Raw genomic sequence first — 17,525 nt, 5'->3', positions numbered from 1 at the left:
GCCCGCAAAACCGACATTCCACACCTCAAGAGCACGCACCTGCTCTGAAACGAAACGGCTGTGGCCGCGGTGTGGCTTTGAGATTGCTGTACTGTTTCCGGTCGTTGAATTTGATTGGCCGATCAGCCGCGTGGGCGGAGCGGCCAGACCGGCCGCACAAAGCTTCAGCGTCGCGTGGCCAGACCAGGCAGCCATCGCACGCGCGCCGCCTATCCTGGCGCGCAGCAACATCGCGCAACGCGCGAATTCTTTACAGGCGCGCGGGCCGGTGCGAGAGGCCACCACATCAGGAACTCGCACCGGGTATTCGCCGATGAGCACGATTGTCATGACCAGAACGGTGTTGCTTGCCTTCCTCGCCTCGACCTTCGCCGCTGATGCCGCAACCTCCGGCAAGCGGGAGCGGCCGCGGGCGACACCGAATGCCGTTTACGACTACGGCCCGCGCGGCCCCAACCGGACCTACCAATCGGGCCCGCGCACCCGCCTCTATGTGAGCAAGCGGTCGTGGCTGGATGGCGGCACCGAGGTGCTGCCCGGCGAACGCAAGTTCACCGACTACGCCTTCCCGCCCGGCACCTCGTTCGCGCGTGGCAACAACAACCGGCCGCTGGACCGCCAGCCACTCTACCCCGACTCGGATCTCGGCGGATTTGCGCAGAGAATTCCGATTTCGTGGTGAGCGGGCCTTCTGGCGCGCACTCCTCGTCATTGCGAGCGCAGCGAAGCAATCCAGAATCCCTCCGCGGAAAGACTCTGGATTGCTTCGCTGCGCTCGCAATGACGGAGTATGAGGCGACAGCTCGCTCTCCAATTACCGCTGTCGTTCCCCGCGAAGGCGGGGAATCCAGTACGCCGCGGCCGCTCGGTTGAACCACAACTGTCTCGGAGTACTGGATCGTCCGGTCGAGCCGGACGATGACAGTGAGTGTGTGGTTGCAGACACGCCTTCTCATTCTCGCGGCGCGTTTCGCCCGAGCTTTGCTTCTTCTCTATACCCTCCAATCCAAGAGGGCGCAGGGAAGACCGGGTGCCGACAGGCACCCGCGGTCCGCTGCGCGAAGATGTAGCGCAAAAGAACCGCACAGCAGCATACAGGTGTCGCCGATCACTCGGCCTTCCCTGCGCGATGGTCGGACGGCTTATGCCGTGCTCTCCCGGGAGCCGAACTTTCCTTCTGGCCTCCCTCGCTCCCGCGAATTGACGATGCTGTCCGCCCGGTTGGGCTCGCACACACCTCCGCGGCAGCTTGACCGTAGCAACGACGGCCAGGACCACACGGTTTTGCCGTACGCACGGCCCGCCATTTCGCCGCAGTTTTCCCGGCCTTGTCGACGGAGCCGGAAACTTGCCGACGAGACGAACCTGACAGCGCCGCTCGTCCGCACGCGGCCGCGAGCTCACAGGGACTACCCGCCCTGCCCGCACCTCTCATGCCGACGCTGCCGCGTCCACCGCAAGCCCGGCTCGCAACTCGTGACGACGTACGATCGCCCCTCAAGGATGAGCCGGGATGGGCGACACATACGCCGTTTCCGAATTTCGGTAAAGTGGAATCTTTTCGCCGGAAAGGCTTGACAGGCCGGCGAAACAGGGCCGATGTCCTGCCCGGCATGCAGCTTGGCGCCGACGTCGAGACGCCCGGCAACATCTGTTTACATCCAGCAACATTTCACCTGCTGAAAGGCCACGATCGCTGGGCTAATCCATGCCTCGCCCCGCCTCTCGGTGGCCGAGAACGCCGCTCCCCCTGCGGGCGAGGCCAATGGATTTCAGCCGATTTGATGCCGTCACACTCGTTCGTTAATCCCGTGCCATCCGCAAAGGAGAACCATCGTCCAACGCCAGTCCTGTTGCGCAACGCCCTGCCGCGCGCCGGAGCGGCCTGCCTCGCGCTGATGCTGGCCGGCTGCGCGGTTGGTCCGGATTACGCCGGGCCGCCCAGGCTCGATATGCCTGCGCACTGGAGCGCCAAATCGGCGTCCAGGCGGCAGACCGGCACGCTTGATCGCTGGTGGCTGCGCCTGCGCGATCCCCTGCTCAACCGGCTGATCGAACAGGCCGTCGAGGCCAACCCCGATGTTGCCAAAGCCAAGGCGGCCGTGCGCGAGGCGCGAGCAACGGTCCAGCAGACCAGCGCGGGCCTGTTCCCCTCCGTCAGCGGCACCGCATCAGTGACCGACAACAAGGCCAGTTCGGGCTCTGCCTCGGCCGTCGTCGACAGCGCGCCCTACACGCTGCACCAGGGAAGTTTCGATTCCAGCTGGGAGCTCGACCTGTTCGGCGGCACGCAGCGGAACATCGAGGCAGCGGTGCGCGGCGCGCAATCGGCCGAGGAGGACTTGCGCGACAGCCTGGTCACGCTGATCGGCGACGTCGCGGCCTATTACGTGGAGGCGCGCGGCTATCAGGCCCGGATCGCGCTGGCGCAGCGGACGTCTGTCTCGCAGCGCGACACCGAAAAGCTGACCCGCAGCAAATACGATGCCGGCAGCGGCAACGCAGTCGATCTCGCCAAGGCGACGGCGCAAGCCGCCAGCACCGAGGCGAATGTTCCGACCTATCAGGCCGCGCTCGCCGCCGACATTCATCGACTCGGCATCCTGCTCGGTCGCCCCCCCGACGGCGTCGCCTCATCGATGGCGCGGTCCGCGCCCGTGCCGGCTCCGCGCATGCCGCTGCCGACGGGACTGCCTGCCGATCTCCTGATGAGCCGTCCTGATGTCGCCAGCGCCGAACGCAAGCTGGCCCAGGCGACCGCCAAGATCGGCGCGGCCGAGGCGGATCGCTATCCGGCGGTGTCGTTGACCGGCTCGGTCGGCACCTCGGCGCTACGTGCCGGCGACCTCGCCAAATATTCCAGCGTGAGCTGGTCGGTCGGCCCATCGGTCACCGTGCCCGTGTTCGACGCCGGCAAGCGCCTTGCGACGGTCAGGATCGCGGAGGCACAACGCGACCAGGCGTTCGCGACGTTCCACTCGACCCTGCTCACCGCGTTCGAGGACGTCGAGAACGCCCTGGTGTCGTTGTCGCAGGAGCGGGTGCGCGCGACCAAGCTGACGGAGGCGGCGAAGAACTACCGCGAGGCGGCAAAGCTGTCGCGATCGCTGTTCGAGACCGGCAGCGCCAGCTTCATCGACGTGCTGGACGCCGAACGCTCGCTCTATTCGGCCGAGGATTCGCTGATCCAGAGCAAGGTGTCGGCGGCCAAGGATTACATCGCGCTGGCAAAGGCGCTCGGCGGCGGTTGGACCGATCCGGTCGACGTCTCGACGCCGATCATCATCGACACCAATACGGGACCGCATTCGCGGGAGGCGCTGAAGTGACCGGGATCATCACCGTCAAGCGCGTGAAGATCGGCGCTGCAATCATCGCGGTGGTCGTGATCGGCGCGGTCGCGGCCACGCGTTTCACGGGGACGTCGAGCAAGTCGCAATCCTATATCACGGCGCCTGTCACGGTCAGCGATCTGCGCGAGGAAGTGCTCGCCAGCGGAACACTCAAGCCGGCGCGGCTGACCGCGGTCGGTGCGCAGGTATCGGGCCGGATCACCGCGCTCAACGTGCGCGTTGGCGACACGGTCAAGGCCGGCGACGTCATCGCCCAGATCGACCCCATCACCAAGCAGAACGATCTGCGCAGCTCGGAGGCCTCGCTCAAGAACTATCGCGCGCAGAAGACCGAGAAGGAGGCCGCGCTGGTGCTGGCCGAAGCGAACCTGGCACGCCAGCAGGCGACATTGGCGCAGCACGCGACGTCCCGCAGCGATTTCGACAGCGCGGATTCGACCGTGCGCCAGACCCGCGCCCAGATCGCCGCGCTGGACGCCCTGATCGTGGGCGCCGAGGCCAGCGTGGAGACCGCCAGGGTCAATCTCGACTACACCCGCATCACCGCGCCGATCGACGGGACAGTGCTCGCCACGGTGGTTCAGGAGGGGCAGACGGTCAACGCGGTGCAGTCCGCGCCGACCATCGTCGTGCTCGGCCAGCTCGAGACGATGACGGTGCGGGCGGAGATCTCCGAGGCCGACATCGTCAAGGTCAAGCCGGGTCAATCGCTCTACTTCACCATCCTCGGCGACCAGGACCATCGTTATGAGGCCCGGCTGGATCAGATCGAGCCGGCGCCCGAATCGATCAAGACGGACGCCAGCTTCTCCTCGACCACCACGTCCAGCTCAAGCTCGAGCTCGTCGAGCTCGACCAGTACGGCGATCTACTACATCGGCGTCTTCAACGTCCCCAACAAGGACTATGCGCTGCGGACCTACATGACCGCCGAGGTGCACATCATCACGGGCGAGGCCAGGCGCGTGAAGGTCATTCCGGCGCTGGCGGTGATGCGGAAGTCGGACGGACGCAGCACGGTGCGAACGCTCACCGCGTCCGGCGACGTCAGCGAACGCGAGGTCAAGACCGGCCTCAACGATCGCACCACCGTGGAGATCAAGTCAGGCCTCGACGAGGGCGAGCGCGTCGTCACCGGAGAGGCGAGCGAGCAGACCGCATCGCGCGGCATGCAAGGCGGCGGTCCGCCCGGAGGGGGAGGTCCCTGACATGATCGCTCAGTTGGCCGATCCGATCATCGCGCTCGAGAATGTCCGGCGGGAGTTCGCGGCCGGCGACACACGCGTGGTTGCGCTCGACGACGTCTCGCTGAGCATCCAGCCCGGCGAGATGGTCGCGATCATCGGCTCGTCGGGATCTGGCAAATCGACTCTGCTCAACATCCTCGGCTGCCTCGACCGCCCGACATCCGGCACCTATCGCGTCGCCGGCAAGAACGTTTCAGAGCTCGACGCCGATGCGCTGGCGGCGCTGCGCCGCGAGCATTTCGGCTTCATCTTCCAGCGCTATCATCTGCTCGGAGACCTTTCCGCCGCCGCCAATGTCGAGATTCCCGCCGTCTATGCCGGCATCAACGCGCGCGAGCGCCGAACCCGCGCGAACGAACTGCTCGAACGACTTGGCGTGGCGACCCGAAGCGGCCATCGCCCGAACCAGCTCTCCGGCGGCCAGCAGCAGCGCGTCTCTATCGCGCGAGCCCTGATCAACGGCGCCGAGGTGATCTTGGCGGACGAGCCGACCGGCGCCCTCGATCGGCGCAGCGGCGAGGAGGTCCTGAAGATCCTGAAGGAGCTGCATCGCGAGGGACGTACGATCATCATCGTCACTCATGATGCCGATGTCGCCGCACGGGCCGAGCGCATCATCGAATTGCGGGACGGCAGAATCGCCTCCGATCGCCGCACTGAAACTGCCGCCACGGCGGAACCTTCCGCCAGGGCCTCCCGATCCGCACGGGACAGCAGTGTCGGCTGGTTCAGCGCGATGGGACGCCTGAGGGAAGCATCGCGCATGGCGTTGGCCGCAATGGCCGCGCACCGGTTGCGCGCGTTCCTGACCATGCTCGGCATCATCATCGGCATCGCCGCGGTGTCGTCCGTCGTCGCGCTCGGCAACGCCTCCCAGCGCAAGGTGCTGTCCGATATCTCCAACCTCGGCACCAACACGATCGAGGTATTCCCGGGCAAGGATTTCGGCGATGCCCGCGCCAGCAAGATCAAGACGCTGGTGGTCGACGATGCCCGCGCGCTCGACCGGCAGAGCTTCATTGCCGGGGTCACGCCGACGGTCTCGACCAGCACGACGGTCCGCTATCGCGGCAACGAATCCAACGTGCTGGTCAACGGCGTCGGCGAGAGCTATTTCCAGGTGAAGGGGGCCAAGCTCGCGAAGGGCCGCCTGTTCGATGCCGACGCCGTCCGCAACATCGAGCGGCAGGCCGTCATCGACGACAACACCCGCAAGACCTTCTTCTCCGACGACCAGACCTCGGGGATCGGCCGCGTGATCTGGCTCGGCAAGGTGCCCTGCCGCATCGTCGGCGTGATCGCCCAGCAGCAGGGCGGATTCGGCTCGAACCAGAACCTCTCGGTCTACCTGCCCTACACCACCGTGCAGGCCCAGTTCACCGGCGACCGCGCGCTGCGCAGCGTCCTGCTCCGGATCAGCGACGAGGTCTCGACCACGCTGGCGCAGGACGCAGTCACCACGCTGCTGACACAGCGGCACAACACCAGGGACTTCGTCATCCTCAACACCGACGATATCCGCCGGACCATTACCAGCACCACGCAGACGCTCGCCTTCCTCGTGGCGGCGATCGCCGTCATCTCGCTGGTCGTCGGCGGCATCGGCGTTATGAACATCATGCTGGTGTCCGTGTCCGAGCGGATCAGCGAGATCGGCGTCCGCATGGCGGTCGGCGCCCGGCGCAGCGACATCCTCCAGCAGTTCCTGGTGGAGGCGACCCTGATCTCGTCGATCGGCGGCATCGCCGGCATCCTGATCGCGATCCTGCTCGGCGTCATCATCAACATCGCGGTGCCGGGGTTCCAGGTTAGCTATTCCATGTTCTCGATCGGCGCGGCGTTCCTGACCTCGACCGGGATCGGGGTCGCCTTCGGCTTTTTCCCCGCCCGCCGCGCCGCCTTCCTCGACCCCGTAGTGGCCTTGAGCCGTGACTGACCGTAGGATTGCACCATGACCGTAGTTCTTCGGACGAGACAATCGCCCGCAAATGGATCAACGATCGGCACCCCCGATGCGATTTCAGTCATGACAAACAGCACACAGACGGTCCTGGTCATCGAAGACGACCAGCAGACCCGCGACCTCATCGCGCGTTATCTGCGCGAGCATTCGTTTTCGGTTGGCGCGGTCACGAACGGCAAGGAGATGGACCGCTATCTGTCGCACAACCGGGTCGACCTGATCGTGCTCGACCTGATGCTGCCCGGCGAGGACGGCCTCAGCCTGTGCCGGCGGCTGCGTGCAGGTTCATCGACCCCGATCATCATTCTCACCGCAAAGGGCGAGGACCTCGACCGGATCCTCGGCCTCGAAATGGGTGCCGACGACTATCTGCCAAAGCCGTTCAACCCGCGCGAGCTTCTCGCCAGAATCAACGCCGTGCTGCGCCGGCAGTCGAGCGGACTCGTGGCCGGATCTGCTGCAACGCGCCTGACGTTCCAGGGTTGGATGGTCGATCTCCGGATGCGCGAATTGCGCGACCCTGAAGGCGCGCAGGTGCCGCTGACCAGCGCCGAGTTCGACCTGCTGCAGGCCTTCTGCGAAAGGGCCGGCCGTATTCTCACCCGCGACAGCCTTCTCAACATGACGCGCGGCCGTCCGGGCGGCGGTTTTGGCCGCAGCATCGACGTGCTGGTCAGTCGGCTGCGCCGCAAGCTCGACCGGACCGAAGGCACATCCGTGATCCGGACAGTCCGCACCGGCGGCTACATCTTCACGCCGGTGGTGAAGGAAGCATGAGCCGCGCCCGGGATATCGTCGCACTGTTCAGCTTCAGGCGGATCAGCGGCCAGATCGCGGCCCTGATCCTGGTCTCGCTGATCCTGATCCATGTGCTGATCGCCGGATACTTCCTGCTCAACCGGCCGCAACTGTTGGCGGACAGACCTCTTGAGCAGTTCGAATTGATCACGCGGATCATCGCCAATACGCCGGAGGCGGAGCGTGCCACCGTCCTGGACAGCATCAGCCGCACCTATCCGGAACTGAAGCTACAATTGCGGGACAACGTCTCCAGCTCCAGTGTGCCGCTGCCGGAGCGGACGCCTCTGAACATCCCGACGCCGCCCGGCGGCAAGATCGATCTCATTCGCGGATCCGCGCCCGAGGACAATCGCGTCTGGTACTACCTCGCCGGCGACGACGTGCTCGAGGCCACGATCGGATCGCCGAAGATGCCGGCCTTCGTCAGCGGCCTCTGGACCTCGACGCTGCTGTTCCTGGTGGCGAGCATGACGCTGCTGGGCATCTGGGCCGGCCGCGCGCTCTCCTCGCCCTTGTCGGGCTTCGCGCGGGCGGCGGAAAACTTCAGCCTGAACCGGTCGTCGGCGCCGCTGCCCGAAAACGGCCCCGAGGAGATCAGGTCCGCGGCCCGGGCGCTCAACCGGATGCGCGAACGTATCACCACGCTGATGAACGACAGGACGCGCATGCTCGCGGCCATCAGCCACGACCTGCGCACCCCGATCACGCGGCTGCGGCTGCGCTCCGAATATATCGAGGATCCGGCGCAGCGCCTGCAGACCGTGCGCGACCTCGACCAGATGCAGTCGATGCTGGAATCGGTGCTGTCGCTGCTGCGCAACGAGAGCCCCGTCAAGCCGACACTGGTGGACGTCGCCGCGCTGCTGCAGATGGTCTGCGAGCAGTTCTCGGATTCCGGATATGCCGTGACCTATACCGGCCCCGACAGGGCCGCCTTCGTGCTGCGGCCAGACGAGATCATCCGCGCGGTGACAAACCTGGTCCAGAACGCAACGCGGTTCGGAACCCGGGTCGATGTCGCACTGTCGATATCGGGGGACCAGCTTGTCATCGACGTCTCCGACGACGGACCTGGCATTCCCGATGACAGGAAGGCGGCGATGCTGGAGCCGTTCGTGCGGGGAGAAGAGGCGCGCACCATGGACGAGACGGCGGGATTTGGCCTTGGTCTGTCAATCGCGCAGGCGATCGTGACCGCGCATGACGGAACGCTCGTGCTGCTCGACAACGCGCCAAAGGGCCTGCGCGTCCGCTTGCAGTTCGCCGCGACCAGCGACGGCCCACGCGCGCCCCGGACATAAAGTCGCGGCAATCGCAGGGCTAGTCGAACGCCCGCCCCTGCTTCCTCCGGAGTTCCCATGCATTCCGCCGACCGGCCGGCGACGCGCCTTGCGACTCGGCTCGCCTTCCTCGTCGCGGGCTTCGGCATCGCGTGCTGGGCGCCGCTGGTGCCGTTCGCGAAGACGCGGCTCGGCGTGGACGACGGCGTGCTCGGGCTGCTGCTGCTCAGCCTCGGCATCGGCTCTGTCGTCGCGATGCTCATGACCGGCGTGATGAGCGCGCGCTACGGCAGCAAGCCGATCATCATCGCGGGCGGGCTCGGTCTGGCGCTGGTGCTGCCGCTGCTGGCTGTCGCGAGCACGCCGGCCACGCTGGCGCTCGCGCTGCTCGCCTTCGGCGCGGCGCTCGGCTCGATCGACGTCGCCATGAACATCCATGCGGTCGAGGTGGAGCGCGACGCGGGCCGTCCGCTGATGTCCGGTTTCCATGCCCTGTTCAGCATCGGCGGCTTCGCCGGATCGGCGCTGATGACCGCGCTGCTGTCACTGCAAACAGGCGCGCTCGCCTCTACGCTGACCTGCTCGGTCCTGATGCTGATCGCGATGCTGATCAGCTGGCCGCGCCTGCTTTCCTCGGTGCAGGTCCAGGACGGGCCGTTGTTCGTGCTGCCGCATGGCTCGGTGCTGCTGCTGGCGCTGCTGGGCGCCATCACCTTCCTCGTCGAAGGCGCGATGCTCGACTGGAGTGCGCTGCTCGTGATCGGCGCGGGCCTCGTCTCCGAGACGCAGGGCGGGATCGGCTACATCGTGTTCTCGATCGCGATGACGGTGGGGCGGCTCGGCGGCGACGCCGTCGTCGCGCGCATCGGGGACCGCGCGACATTGATCTGGGGCAGCCTCATTGCGATCGCGGGTTTCGTGTTGCTGCTCACGGCGCCCGTAGCCGCGGTCGCCGTCGCGGGCTTCCTGCTGATCGGGCTCGGCGCCTCGAATCTCGTGCCGGTGCTGTTCCGCCGGGCGGCGAGGCAAAAGGTGATGCCGACAGGGCTCGCCGTCGCGGCGATCACGACCGCGGGCTATGCCGGCATCCTGGTCGGTCCTGCCGGTGTCGGCTTCGTCGCACGTCTCGGCGGACTGCCGATGGCATTCTGGCTGCTTGCTGCACTGATGGGTCTCGTCACGCTGTCGGCCCGCATCGTCACGCGCCGGCGCGCCTGAGCCAGTCTCACAATTTGCTCAGCCCGATTGACTTGATCACGGGCGCCAGGCTCGCCGTCGTCGCCTCGACGATGCGCTGGAATTTGTCGGGACTCGAATCGCTGTCGGGCTCCAGGCCCTGGGCGCGATAGCCCGCCAGAAGCGCCGGATCGGACATGGCCAGCCGCGTCGCCTGCGCGATCCGGTCGATGATCGCATCGTCGGTGCGCCTTGGTGCGAAGATGCCGAACCATCCCTCATAGCGAAGATCCGGCATGCCGGATTCGACGGCGGTCGGAATCTCCGGCGCACCGCTGAGCCGCTTCTCGGTGGTGACCGCCAGCAGCCTGACTTTGCCAGCCTCGCCGAGCTCCTTCAATTGAACGGACATCACGCCGATGATGAGCGATATCTGGCCGCTGACGAGGTCGTTGGCGGCCTGCGACATCCCGCGATAAGGCACATGGACGATGTCCAACGCACCCGCCTGCTGCTTGAAGCTTTCGCCGACCAGATGGTTGCCGGTGGCGATGCCGGGCGTCCCGTAGGAGAGCTTCCCCGGATTGGCCTTGGCATAGGCGATCAACTCGCGCAGGTCTGTGACCGGCAGCGACGGATGCACGGCGAAAACCAGCGCGGTGCTGATCAAGCGGTAGATGGCGCGGAAATCGTCGACGGAATAGCCGGGATTGGCCGTGGTCAGGGGAATGATGACCTGCGTGGAGCCGTTGCCGAGCAGCAGCGAGTAGCCGTCGGGCGCCTCGCGTGCGACCGCAGCGGTCCCGATCGCGCCGCCGGCACCGCCGATATAGTCGACGAAGGTCGGCCCGAGCAGCGACGACATCTTGTCCACCCAGGGACGCCCGATCTGGTCCCCCGCTCCGCCGGCCCCGTACGGATGCACAAGGCGAATGGGGCGGGACGGATAATCGGCACCATGTGCGCTACGCGACAGTCCTGCCAGCGCCGCCGCGCCCGATAAGGCATGGACGAACTGCCGGCGCGAGAGAGAAGGCATCATCGAGCTCCGGACGTCGGCGGTCATTGTCGAGGCGGTCACGCGAGGCTAACCCATTCCGTTTCAAGCATTATTTCGACGGATCGGCCGACCCAAGCGATGCGCGCAGGGCTGTCAGCCCTGCCCACTGCTTTCCGCCGGTTTACTGTACGCCTCGTTCTGATAGACCAGAAAGTAATACCTTTGGACTCCCGTTGCGGGGGCAATGGCGCGTGCCAGACCATCACGAAGATCCGGCCATTTCCTTTGGGCCATTTCGACTGTTTCCGAAGTCCCGGCTCTTGGAGAAGGAGGGCTCGCCGCTCCATGTCGGCGGCCGCGCGCTCGACATTCTCATCTTCCTCGCCGAGCGCCCCGGCGAAGTGGTCGACAAGCGCGAGCTGGTCAAGCGCATCTGGGCCGACGTCAATGTCGACGAGGGCAGCCTGCGCTTTCATGTCGCAGCTTTGCGCAAGGTTCTGGGCGATACCGGCAAATCGGCCCGCTATGTCGTCAACGTGCCCGGACGCGGCTATTGCTTTGTCGCCTCGTTGGCTCAGCCGGCCGCGGCCGTCGCGCAGCCGACCGTCGACATCCTGCCGCCCCGCTCCCTCCCCGCACAGCTCGCGAAGATGGTCGGGCGGGAGGAGATCGTCGAAAAGATATCGAACGGGCTGTCGCTGCATCGCTTCATGACCGTGGTCGGGCCGGGCGGCATCGGCAAGACCGCCGTCGCCGTCACCGTCGGGCATCGCCGTTCCCAGGATTTCGGCGGGCGCGTCTTCTTCGTCGACTTCGGTCCGCTCAGAGATGCCAGCCACGTCACCACCACCATCGCCTCCGCGCTCGGACTGACCATCAGCGCGGAAGATCCGACGCCGGCCCTGCTGACATTTCTGAAGAGCGGCCCGACCCTGGTGATCTTCGACAGTTGCGAGCATGTGCTGGACGCGCTGGCGCCGCTGGTCGAGCGTATCGTCCGCGATGCGCCGCAGCTTCGCGTGCTCGCGACCAGCCGGGAGTCGTTCCGGAGCGAGGGCGAGCGCATCTTCCGGCTGTTCCCGCTGGACTGCCCGCCCGAGCGCGAGGGCCTGGATGCCGCCGAGGTGCTCGCCTATCCCGCGGCCCAACTGTTCGTCGAGCGCATCGCACAGAGCTCGGGTCCGTTCCAGCTCAGCGCGGAGGAAGCGCCGCTCGTCGCCAGCATCTGCCGGCGCCTCGACGGCATCGCGCTCGCCATCGAGCTTGCGGCAGGCCGCGTCAACGCCTACGGCATCGCCGGAACAGCATCCTTGCTCGACAGCCGTTTCTCGCTGCAATGGCGAGGGCGACGCACCGCCGTGCCGCGTCACCAGACGCTCGCCGCAGCGCTCGACTGGAGCTATGATCTGCTGTCTCCCGCCGAGAGCGCCACCCTGCGGCGCCTTTCGGTGTTCGCCGGACCCTTCGCACCGGAAGCGGCTGCCACGATCGCGGCCGGCGACGGGCTCAGCACAGCGGAAACGCTCGAGGGGATCGATAGCCTGGTCGCCAAATCGCTGATCGCGCCGTCAGGCTCGCGGACGCTGCGCTATCGCCTGCTCGACACCACGCGCACCTACGCACACGCAAAGCTCAACGAACTCGGCGAAACCAGGCAGGTCGCGCGGCGCCATGCGGAGCATTTTCGGGAGTTCTTCGCGCGCGCCGACGCCGACACGTCGACGCCGCTGCCCGAATGGCTCGGCATCTACGGCGCGGAGCTGGACAATGTGCGGGCGGCGCTGGACTGGGCCTTCGCGCCCGACGGCGACACGGCGCTTGGAATCAGGCTGACGGTTGCCGCGGTCACGTTGTGGGTCCGCCTCTCCTTGTTCGCCGAATGCCGCGAGCGCACCCGGACGGCGCTCGCCGCGCTCGGCGACACCGGCGACGACCGGACCCGCATGCAACTGCTGTCGGCACTCGGCTGGTCGCTGATGTATGGCGAGGGCCGCGCCCGTGAGGCGCGCCCGATCCTCGAGACGACATTTGAACTGGCGGAAAAGCTCGACGACAAGGACTTTCGCCTGCGCGCGCTCTGGGGCCTATCGATCGACCAGTTCAACAACGGACAATTCGGCAAGGCACGAGCTCTGGCCGAGCGCTTTGCCGGCGCCGCCGCGAACTCGCCTGATAGCACCGACGTCATGCTGAGCGACCGGCTGATGGCCGTGGCGCTGCACTATCTCGGCGACCAGAACGACGCGCGCGTTCGGATTGACCGCGTGAACGCCTCGCTGCATGTGCTCGCGGAGAAGCCGAAAATCTTCCCGCTGGACTTGAGAATATCGACGCAATATTTCCGCGCCCGCATCCTGTGGCTGCAGGGCCAGGCCGACCAGGCCCAGGCGCTCGCCGCCAGAAACATCGAGGAAGGCCGCGCCAACGGCCACGCGCTGACTTTCAGCAGCGTGCTCGGACAGGCCGCCTGCCCGATCGCGTTCTGGGCCGGCGACTTCGACGCCGCGGAACGCCACGGCGCCGAGTTGCTCGAACACACCGAGCGCCACGCCATCCGGCTGTGGGGTCTGTGGGCGCGGGCCTTCAACGCCGCAGTCATGGCCAGGCGCGGCGATCTCGCGACCGGCCTGCCGCTGCTACGCGAAGAGCTCAATCGCGCCGGCGATGCACGCTTCCTGCCGCGCTTCCTCCCCCTGCTCGGCGAGCTGGCCGCGTGCTCCGGAGAGGCCGACCAGATCGACCGTGGCCTCGACGTGATCGAGGACGTGCTGACCCGCTGCAACGACAGGCAGGAGCTCTGGTATCTGCCGGAGCTGATCCGGATCAAGGGCGAGTTGATGCTGAGGGGCGCGCGGCATGCAGGCGAGGCCGAAGCGCATTTTCGCGAAGCCATGGCCATTGCTGCACAGCAGGGCGCGCGCTTCTGGGAGCTGCGCTGCGCCACCAGCCTCGCGCGGCTGATGAGCGGGGCTGGTCAGAATGCAGAGGCCCTGGCGATTCTGGAACGCACATGCGCCCCGTTTACCGAGGATGCAGACATCGCCGATATCCGCAGCGCGCGGGCCTTGATCGAGCAGCTCCGGACCTGACGGATCTGCCGGCGACGTTTCATCCAACCCGCGGAATGAATCCTGGCACGCCCGTCTCCACGACCGAATTGAACCGGATGTTGGTCGTGATCTTATCGCGCATCTCCCGCATGGCGTCATCAGGCAGCGTCGAGATATCGAAATTCTCCTGGATACGTCGAGGATTGGTCGAAGTCGTCAGAAAAGCCGTGCCACGCTGAACGGCCCATGCCAGCGCAATCTGGGCCGGAGTCTTGTTCAGGCGTTCCGCGATGGACGTGATGACAGGGTCGGCCAGCAGGTTCGGTTTCATCGCGTGTCCCAGCGCGGCAAACGCCTGCAGGACAATTCCGTGCTCACGGCAGAAGTCGACCAACTCCCATTCAGGAAGATACGGATGCGATTCGATCTGCACCATGGCAGGCCTGATCCGCGCGACCGCAACGATTTCGCGCAGCTTCTCCAGGGTAATGTCCGACAAGCCGATCGACTTGCAGTGCCCCTCGTCGACGAGGCGCTCCATCGCGCCCCAAGTCTCAGCCAGCGTAACCCCGCGATCATAGACAACCCGACCGCGCTCATCTCTCGGGTCCTGCTCGTCTCCGGGTTGAAAGTGTGGATGATGTAGCAGTCGATATCGTCGACTTGCAGCCGCCGGCGGCTCGCATCGAAGGCAGGCTTGACCCGATCCGGCCGGTGATTGGTGTTCCATAGCTTCGTCGTCACGAACAGGTCCCGGCGCTGAAGTGTTCCCGCCTTGAACACTTCCTGCACCGCATCGCCGACTGCCTCTTCATTGCGGTAGCGCTCGGCACAATCGAGATGGCGAAATCCCGCCTCCAATGCAGCCTTGGTGGCCTGCCCGGTCACGAGCGGATCCGGAATGAGCGTGCCAAATCCCACAGCGGGGATTGCCCCGGACGCATGTGTAGAAATCCTGGTGAAGCGAAGCGAATCCGTCGTCATGCTGGTGCTCCTTTGTTTGACCTCGGCTCCCCCACAGGGAGGGACGAGGTGATTGAACCTTGACGATACGGCGCTATGTCGCGGCTCGACGGCTTCAACCCGCGGGACGCGGCTTGCGGAGAAAGAAGACGAGCGGGATCACGACGAGCATCGCGAACATCAGGATCTCGAACTGATCGATGACCGCCACCGTGGCCGCCTGGCGCGTGACCATGCCGTTGAGCGCGGCAAGCTCCGGCTTGCCGATCGAACCTCCCATGTAAGCCGCGACGCGGTACGGGGTGAGATTCTTGGCCAGTGCGACATGCACGGCTTGCGTATTGGCGTAGAAGAACAGCTGGACCACCGCAATGCCGATGGTGCTGCCGTAAAGCCGCGACAGGTTGATCAGCGCGCTGCCTTCCGGGCGAAGCTTCGGATCGAGCGTGCCGAAAGCGGCCCTGGCGAGCGCCGGCAACAACATGCCGATACCGGCCCCCTGCAAGAGGCCCGCCTCCACCACCGGCCGCCAATCCATCGCCGGTGAATAACCCAGCATCAGCCAGTTGGCGTAGACGACCAACGTCATTCCACCAATGAGAAATGGCCGATAGTCGACCTGCGCCGGAACCAGGCTCGTCAGCACCAACGCTCCCACCAGCGCGATGCCGCGCGGAATGGTCATGTAGCCGGTGGTGTCGACCGGGTAGTTGAGCAATTCCTCCAGCATCGGGGACGTCAATGCGAGTGTCGGCAAGAGGACGAAGCCGAGCGCGAAGGAGATCACCGTCGACAGCACGAGATTGCGATCCCTGAACAACGCCGTGCGGAGGAAATGTTCTTTTCTCGTCATGACATGGACGACGAAGAGATAGAATCCCACGACCGAGGCAATTGCTTCGACCCAGATCTCCGTCGAGGCGAACCATTCGAGGCGTTCGCCGCGATCGAGCAGCATTTGCAGCCCGATCATTCCGACGGAGAACGTCGTCAGACCGAAGAAGTCGAAGGTCTGGCTCCGCTCCACCCGCTTCTCGCTCAGTTGCCGGGCGATCGTCAGGAAGACGAAACCTGCCATCGGCAGGCTGAAGTAGAAGATCGATGGCCAACCATAATACTCGCTGAGCCAGCCACCTATCGCGGGGCCGCTGCTGATGCCGAGCAGCGAGCAGACGGTCCATGCCAGGCTGACGCGCGCATGTCGCGGCGGCGTTGTCACCTCGAGCAGAATCGCGAGCGAAAGCGGCGCAAGCGGCCCGCTTGCCAATCCCTGAAGGATGCGCGCCAGCACGAACTGGATCGACGTCATCGCCACCGTGTTGAGGGCGAGACCCACCACGAAGATCATAACGGCGTATTGATAGACCACCTTCCGCCCATAGCGTCCCGCCAGCCATTGCGTGATCGACATGGTCACGGCGCTCGCGGCGATATACGAGGAAAACACCCAGCCGACCTCGTCATTGGCCATCGAGAGGCTCGCCTGAATGTGGGGCAGCGCCGCATTCGGTATCGAAATGTTGACGGCCTGCATATAGGTCGCCATGAGCGCAGCCACGGTGAGCGCTTGATGACCACGCGGTGCGGCGACAGATGGGAGCGGCGTACTCATTTGCCCTCCGTCGCGAGCGCGGGCTGGAGCAGATGCGGCCAAGTGCGGCGATAACCGGTATCGACCCGCGCCGTGACGCTGATGCCAGAGAATAGCGGCCGGCTTGGGTCGAGATCGTCCAGTTCGAGGCGCACCGGCAGGCGCTGCACGACCTTGACCCAGTTTCCGGTCGCATTTTCGGGCGGCAAGAGCGAGAAGTCCGACCCGGTGCCCGGACTCATGCTAACGATATGCGCCTTGAACTTGCGATCCGGATAGGCATCGACGTCGATCATCGCCTCCTGACCCGGGCGCATATGGGTCAAACCGGTCTCGCGGAAGTTAGCTTCAATCCAGATATGCCGGCTCGACATCAGTGAGAACGTCGCTGTACCGGCATTGACGAAACCACCGATCTGCAGATCATCCACCTTCGTCACGATCCCGTCCTCGGGCGCAGTCACGGTGGCATAGGAGAGATCGAGCCGCGCACGGTCGAACTGGGCCCGTGCCGCGCGAACGGTCGGATGGCGATCGACATCAATATCGGCATCGCCATTGAGGGCGACGATCGTATTCGCGATCTGCTGTTCGATCGAGCCGATGCGGTGGCGCGCAATCTTCATGTTCGTCTCGGCCCGCTCATAGACCGCGCGCGGCGTGAAGTCGGACGCGACCAGCATCTTCTTGCGGTCGAACTCACGTTCGTCAAAGGCAGCCGATTCCCTGGCCGATTGCAGTTCGGCCTGCTGCTGACGGTAGGTCGCCTTGAGCGAGTCGATCTGAAGGCGCGCGCTGCCGAGCCGCGCTTCCGCCTGATCGACTGCAATCTGGTAAGGCTCCGGATCGATCCGGAACAGGACCTGGCCCTGCCGAACGCGCTGATTGTCCCGAACGGCGATTTCGACGGCCTGACCGGAAACCCGGGCGTTGATCGTCACCTTGGCGGCGCGGACGAACGCGTCGTCGGTCGAAACGTACTGCTCCTCGGCGAGATGCATGGAGGCTCCGACCGCAGCCACGATCATCGGGACCGCAAGCATTAGGGGCCGTCGCAACCGTCCCCCCAGCTCCGATCCGGGCAACGGCCCGGCTGCTTCG

The 17,525-nt window shown here is 65.6% G+C and carries 11 protein-coding genes and 1 pseudogene; 8 read left to right on the top strand and 4 right to left on the bottom strand.

Annotation, left to right across the window (positions count from 1 at the left end):
- Positions 1-313 precede the first annotated feature (313 nt).
- The 7 genes from FNV92_RS10180 (at position 314) to FNV92_RS10150 (ending at position 9,862) form a co-directional block, all read left to right on the top strand.
- A complete protein-coding gene (locus FNV92_RS10180) occupies positions 314-682 on the top strand; it encodes a hypothetical protein (protein ID WP_143841095.1) in 369 nt (122 codons plus the stop codon).
- Positions 683-1,853: 1,171 nt separating this feature from the next.
- The gene (locus FNV92_RS10175; RefSeq protein WP_143841096.1) at positions 1,854-3,329 is read left to right on the top strand and encodes an efflux transporter outer membrane subunit; all 1,476 of its coding nucleotides are present in this window, start codon (positions 1,854-1,856) and stop codon (positions 3,327-3,329) included.
- Positions 3,326-4,561, top strand: coding sequence for an efflux RND transporter periplasmic adaptor subunit (locus FNV92_RS10170; RefSeq protein WP_143841097.1), 1,236 nt, complete (start codon positions 3,326-3,328; stop codon positions 4,559-4,561). Before FNV92_RS10175 ends, FNV92_RS10170 begins: the two co-directional genes overlap by 4 nt.
- Positions 4,562-4,574: 13 nt before the next feature.
- Positions 4,575-6,536: a MacB family efflux pump subunit gene (locus FNV92_RS10165; protein ID WP_143846043.1), complete on the top strand. Its 1,962-nt coding sequence runs from the start codon at positions 4,575-4,577 to the stop codon at positions 6,534-6,536.
- A gap of 90 nt (positions 6,537-6,626) precedes the next feature.
- Complete coding sequence (locus tag FNV92_RS10160; protein ID WP_015684577.1) at positions 6,627-7,340, top strand: response regulator; 714 nt, start codon at positions 6,627-6,629, stop codon at positions 7,338-7,340.
- Complete coding sequence (locus FNV92_RS10155) at positions 7,337-8,665, top strand: ATP-binding protein (protein ID WP_143841099.1); 1,329 nt, start codon at positions 7,337-7,339, stop codon at positions 8,663-8,665. The genes FNV92_RS10160 and FNV92_RS10155 overlap by 4 nt, the downstream gene beginning before the upstream one ends.
- Positions 8,666-8,722: 57 nt before the next feature.
- The gene (locus FNV92_RS10150; RefSeq protein WP_143841100.1) at positions 8,723-9,862 is read left to right on the top strand and encodes an MFS transporter; all 1,140 of its coding nucleotides are present in this window, start codon (positions 8,723-8,725) and stop codon (positions 9,860-9,862) included.
- Positions 9,863-9,869: 7 nt separating this feature from the next.
- Here FNV92_RS10150 and FNV92_RS10145 read toward each other — a convergent pair whose 3' ends face one another.
- Positions 9,870-10,859: a Bug family tripartite tricarboxylate transporter substrate binding protein gene (locus FNV92_RS10145; RefSeq protein ID WP_143841101.1), complete on the bottom strand. Its 990-nt coding sequence runs from the start codon at positions 10,857-10,859 to the stop codon at positions 9,870-9,872.
- Positions 10,860-11,071: 212 nt separating this feature from the next.
- Between FNV92_RS10145 and FNV92_RS10140 the strand changes: the two genes are divergently transcribed.
- Positions 11,072-13,909, top strand: coding sequence for an ATP-binding protein (locus FNV92_RS10140; RefSeq protein ID WP_143841102.1), 2,838 nt, complete (start codon positions 11,072-11,074; stop codon positions 13,907-13,909).
- Between the two features lie 19 nt (positions 13,910-13,928).
- On the opposite strand, the pseudogene FNV92_RS10135 reads toward FNV92_RS10140, so the two are convergent.
- The 3 genes and pseudogenes from FNV92_RS10135 to FNV92_RS10125 all read right to left on the bottom strand — a co-directional run bounded on the left by FNV92_RS10135 (position 13,929) and on the right by FNV92_RS10125 (position 17,425).
- Positions 13,929-14,854, bottom strand: a pseudogene (locus FNV92_RS10135) (aldo/keto reductase).
- Between the two features lie 94 nt (positions 14,855-14,948).
- The gene (locus FNV92_RS10130; RefSeq protein ID WP_143841103.1) at positions 14,949-16,445 is read right to left on the bottom strand and encodes an MDR family MFS transporter; all 1,497 of its coding nucleotides are present in this window, start codon (positions 16,443-16,445) and stop codon (positions 14,949-14,951) included.
- Positions 16,442-17,425 carry an HlyD family secretion protein gene (locus FNV92_RS10125; protein WP_244623729.1) on the bottom strand — a complete coding sequence of 328 codons (984 nt, stop codon included), beginning with the start codon at positions 17,423-17,425 and terminating at the stop codon, positions 16,442-16,444. Before FNV92_RS10125 ends, FNV92_RS10130 begins: the two co-directional genes overlap by 4 nt.
- Between the last annotated feature and the right edge of the window lie 100 nt (positions 17,426-17,525).

Source organism: Bradyrhizobium cosmicum (assembly GCF_007290395.2).
In the GTDB taxonomy this organism is placed as follows: domain Bacteria; phylum Pseudomonadota; class Alphaproteobacteria; order Rhizobiales; family Xanthobacteraceae; genus Bradyrhizobium; species Bradyrhizobium cosmicum.
Note: the sequence above shows the minus strand (reverse complement) of the source record. Positions and strands in the feature narration are given on the sequence as shown.

Excerpts from the sequence above, each read along its gene's own strand:
- FNV92_RS10155 (WP_143841099.1), top strand. The coding sequence starts at position 7,337 with ATGAGCCGCGCCCGGGATATCGTCGCACTGTTCAGCTTCAGGCGGATC.
- FNV92_RS10150 (WP_143841100.1), top strand. The coding sequence starts at position 8,723 with ATGCATTCCGCCGACCGGCCGGCGACGCGCCTTGCGACTCGGCTCGCC.
- FNV92_RS10125 (WP_244623729.1), bottom strand. The coding sequence starts at position 17,425 with ATGCATCTCGCCGAGGAGCAGTACGTTTCGACCGACGACGCGTTCGTC.
- FNV92_RS10180 (WP_143841095.1), top strand. The coding sequence starts at position 314 with ATGAGCACGATTGTCATGACCAGAACGGTGTTGCTTGCCTTCCTCGCC.
- FNV92_RS10145 (WP_143841101.1), bottom strand. The coding sequence starts at position 10,859 with ATGCCTTCTCTCTCGCGCCGGCAGTTCGTCCATGCCTTATCGGGCGCG.
- FNV92_RS10160 (WP_015684577.1), top strand. The coding sequence starts at position 6,627 with ATGACAAACAGCACACAGACGGTCCTGGTCATCGAAGACGACCAGCAG.
- FNV92_RS10130 (WP_143841103.1), bottom strand. The coding sequence starts at position 16,445 with ATGAGTACGCCGCTCCCATCTGTCGCCGCACCGCGTGGTCATCAAGCG.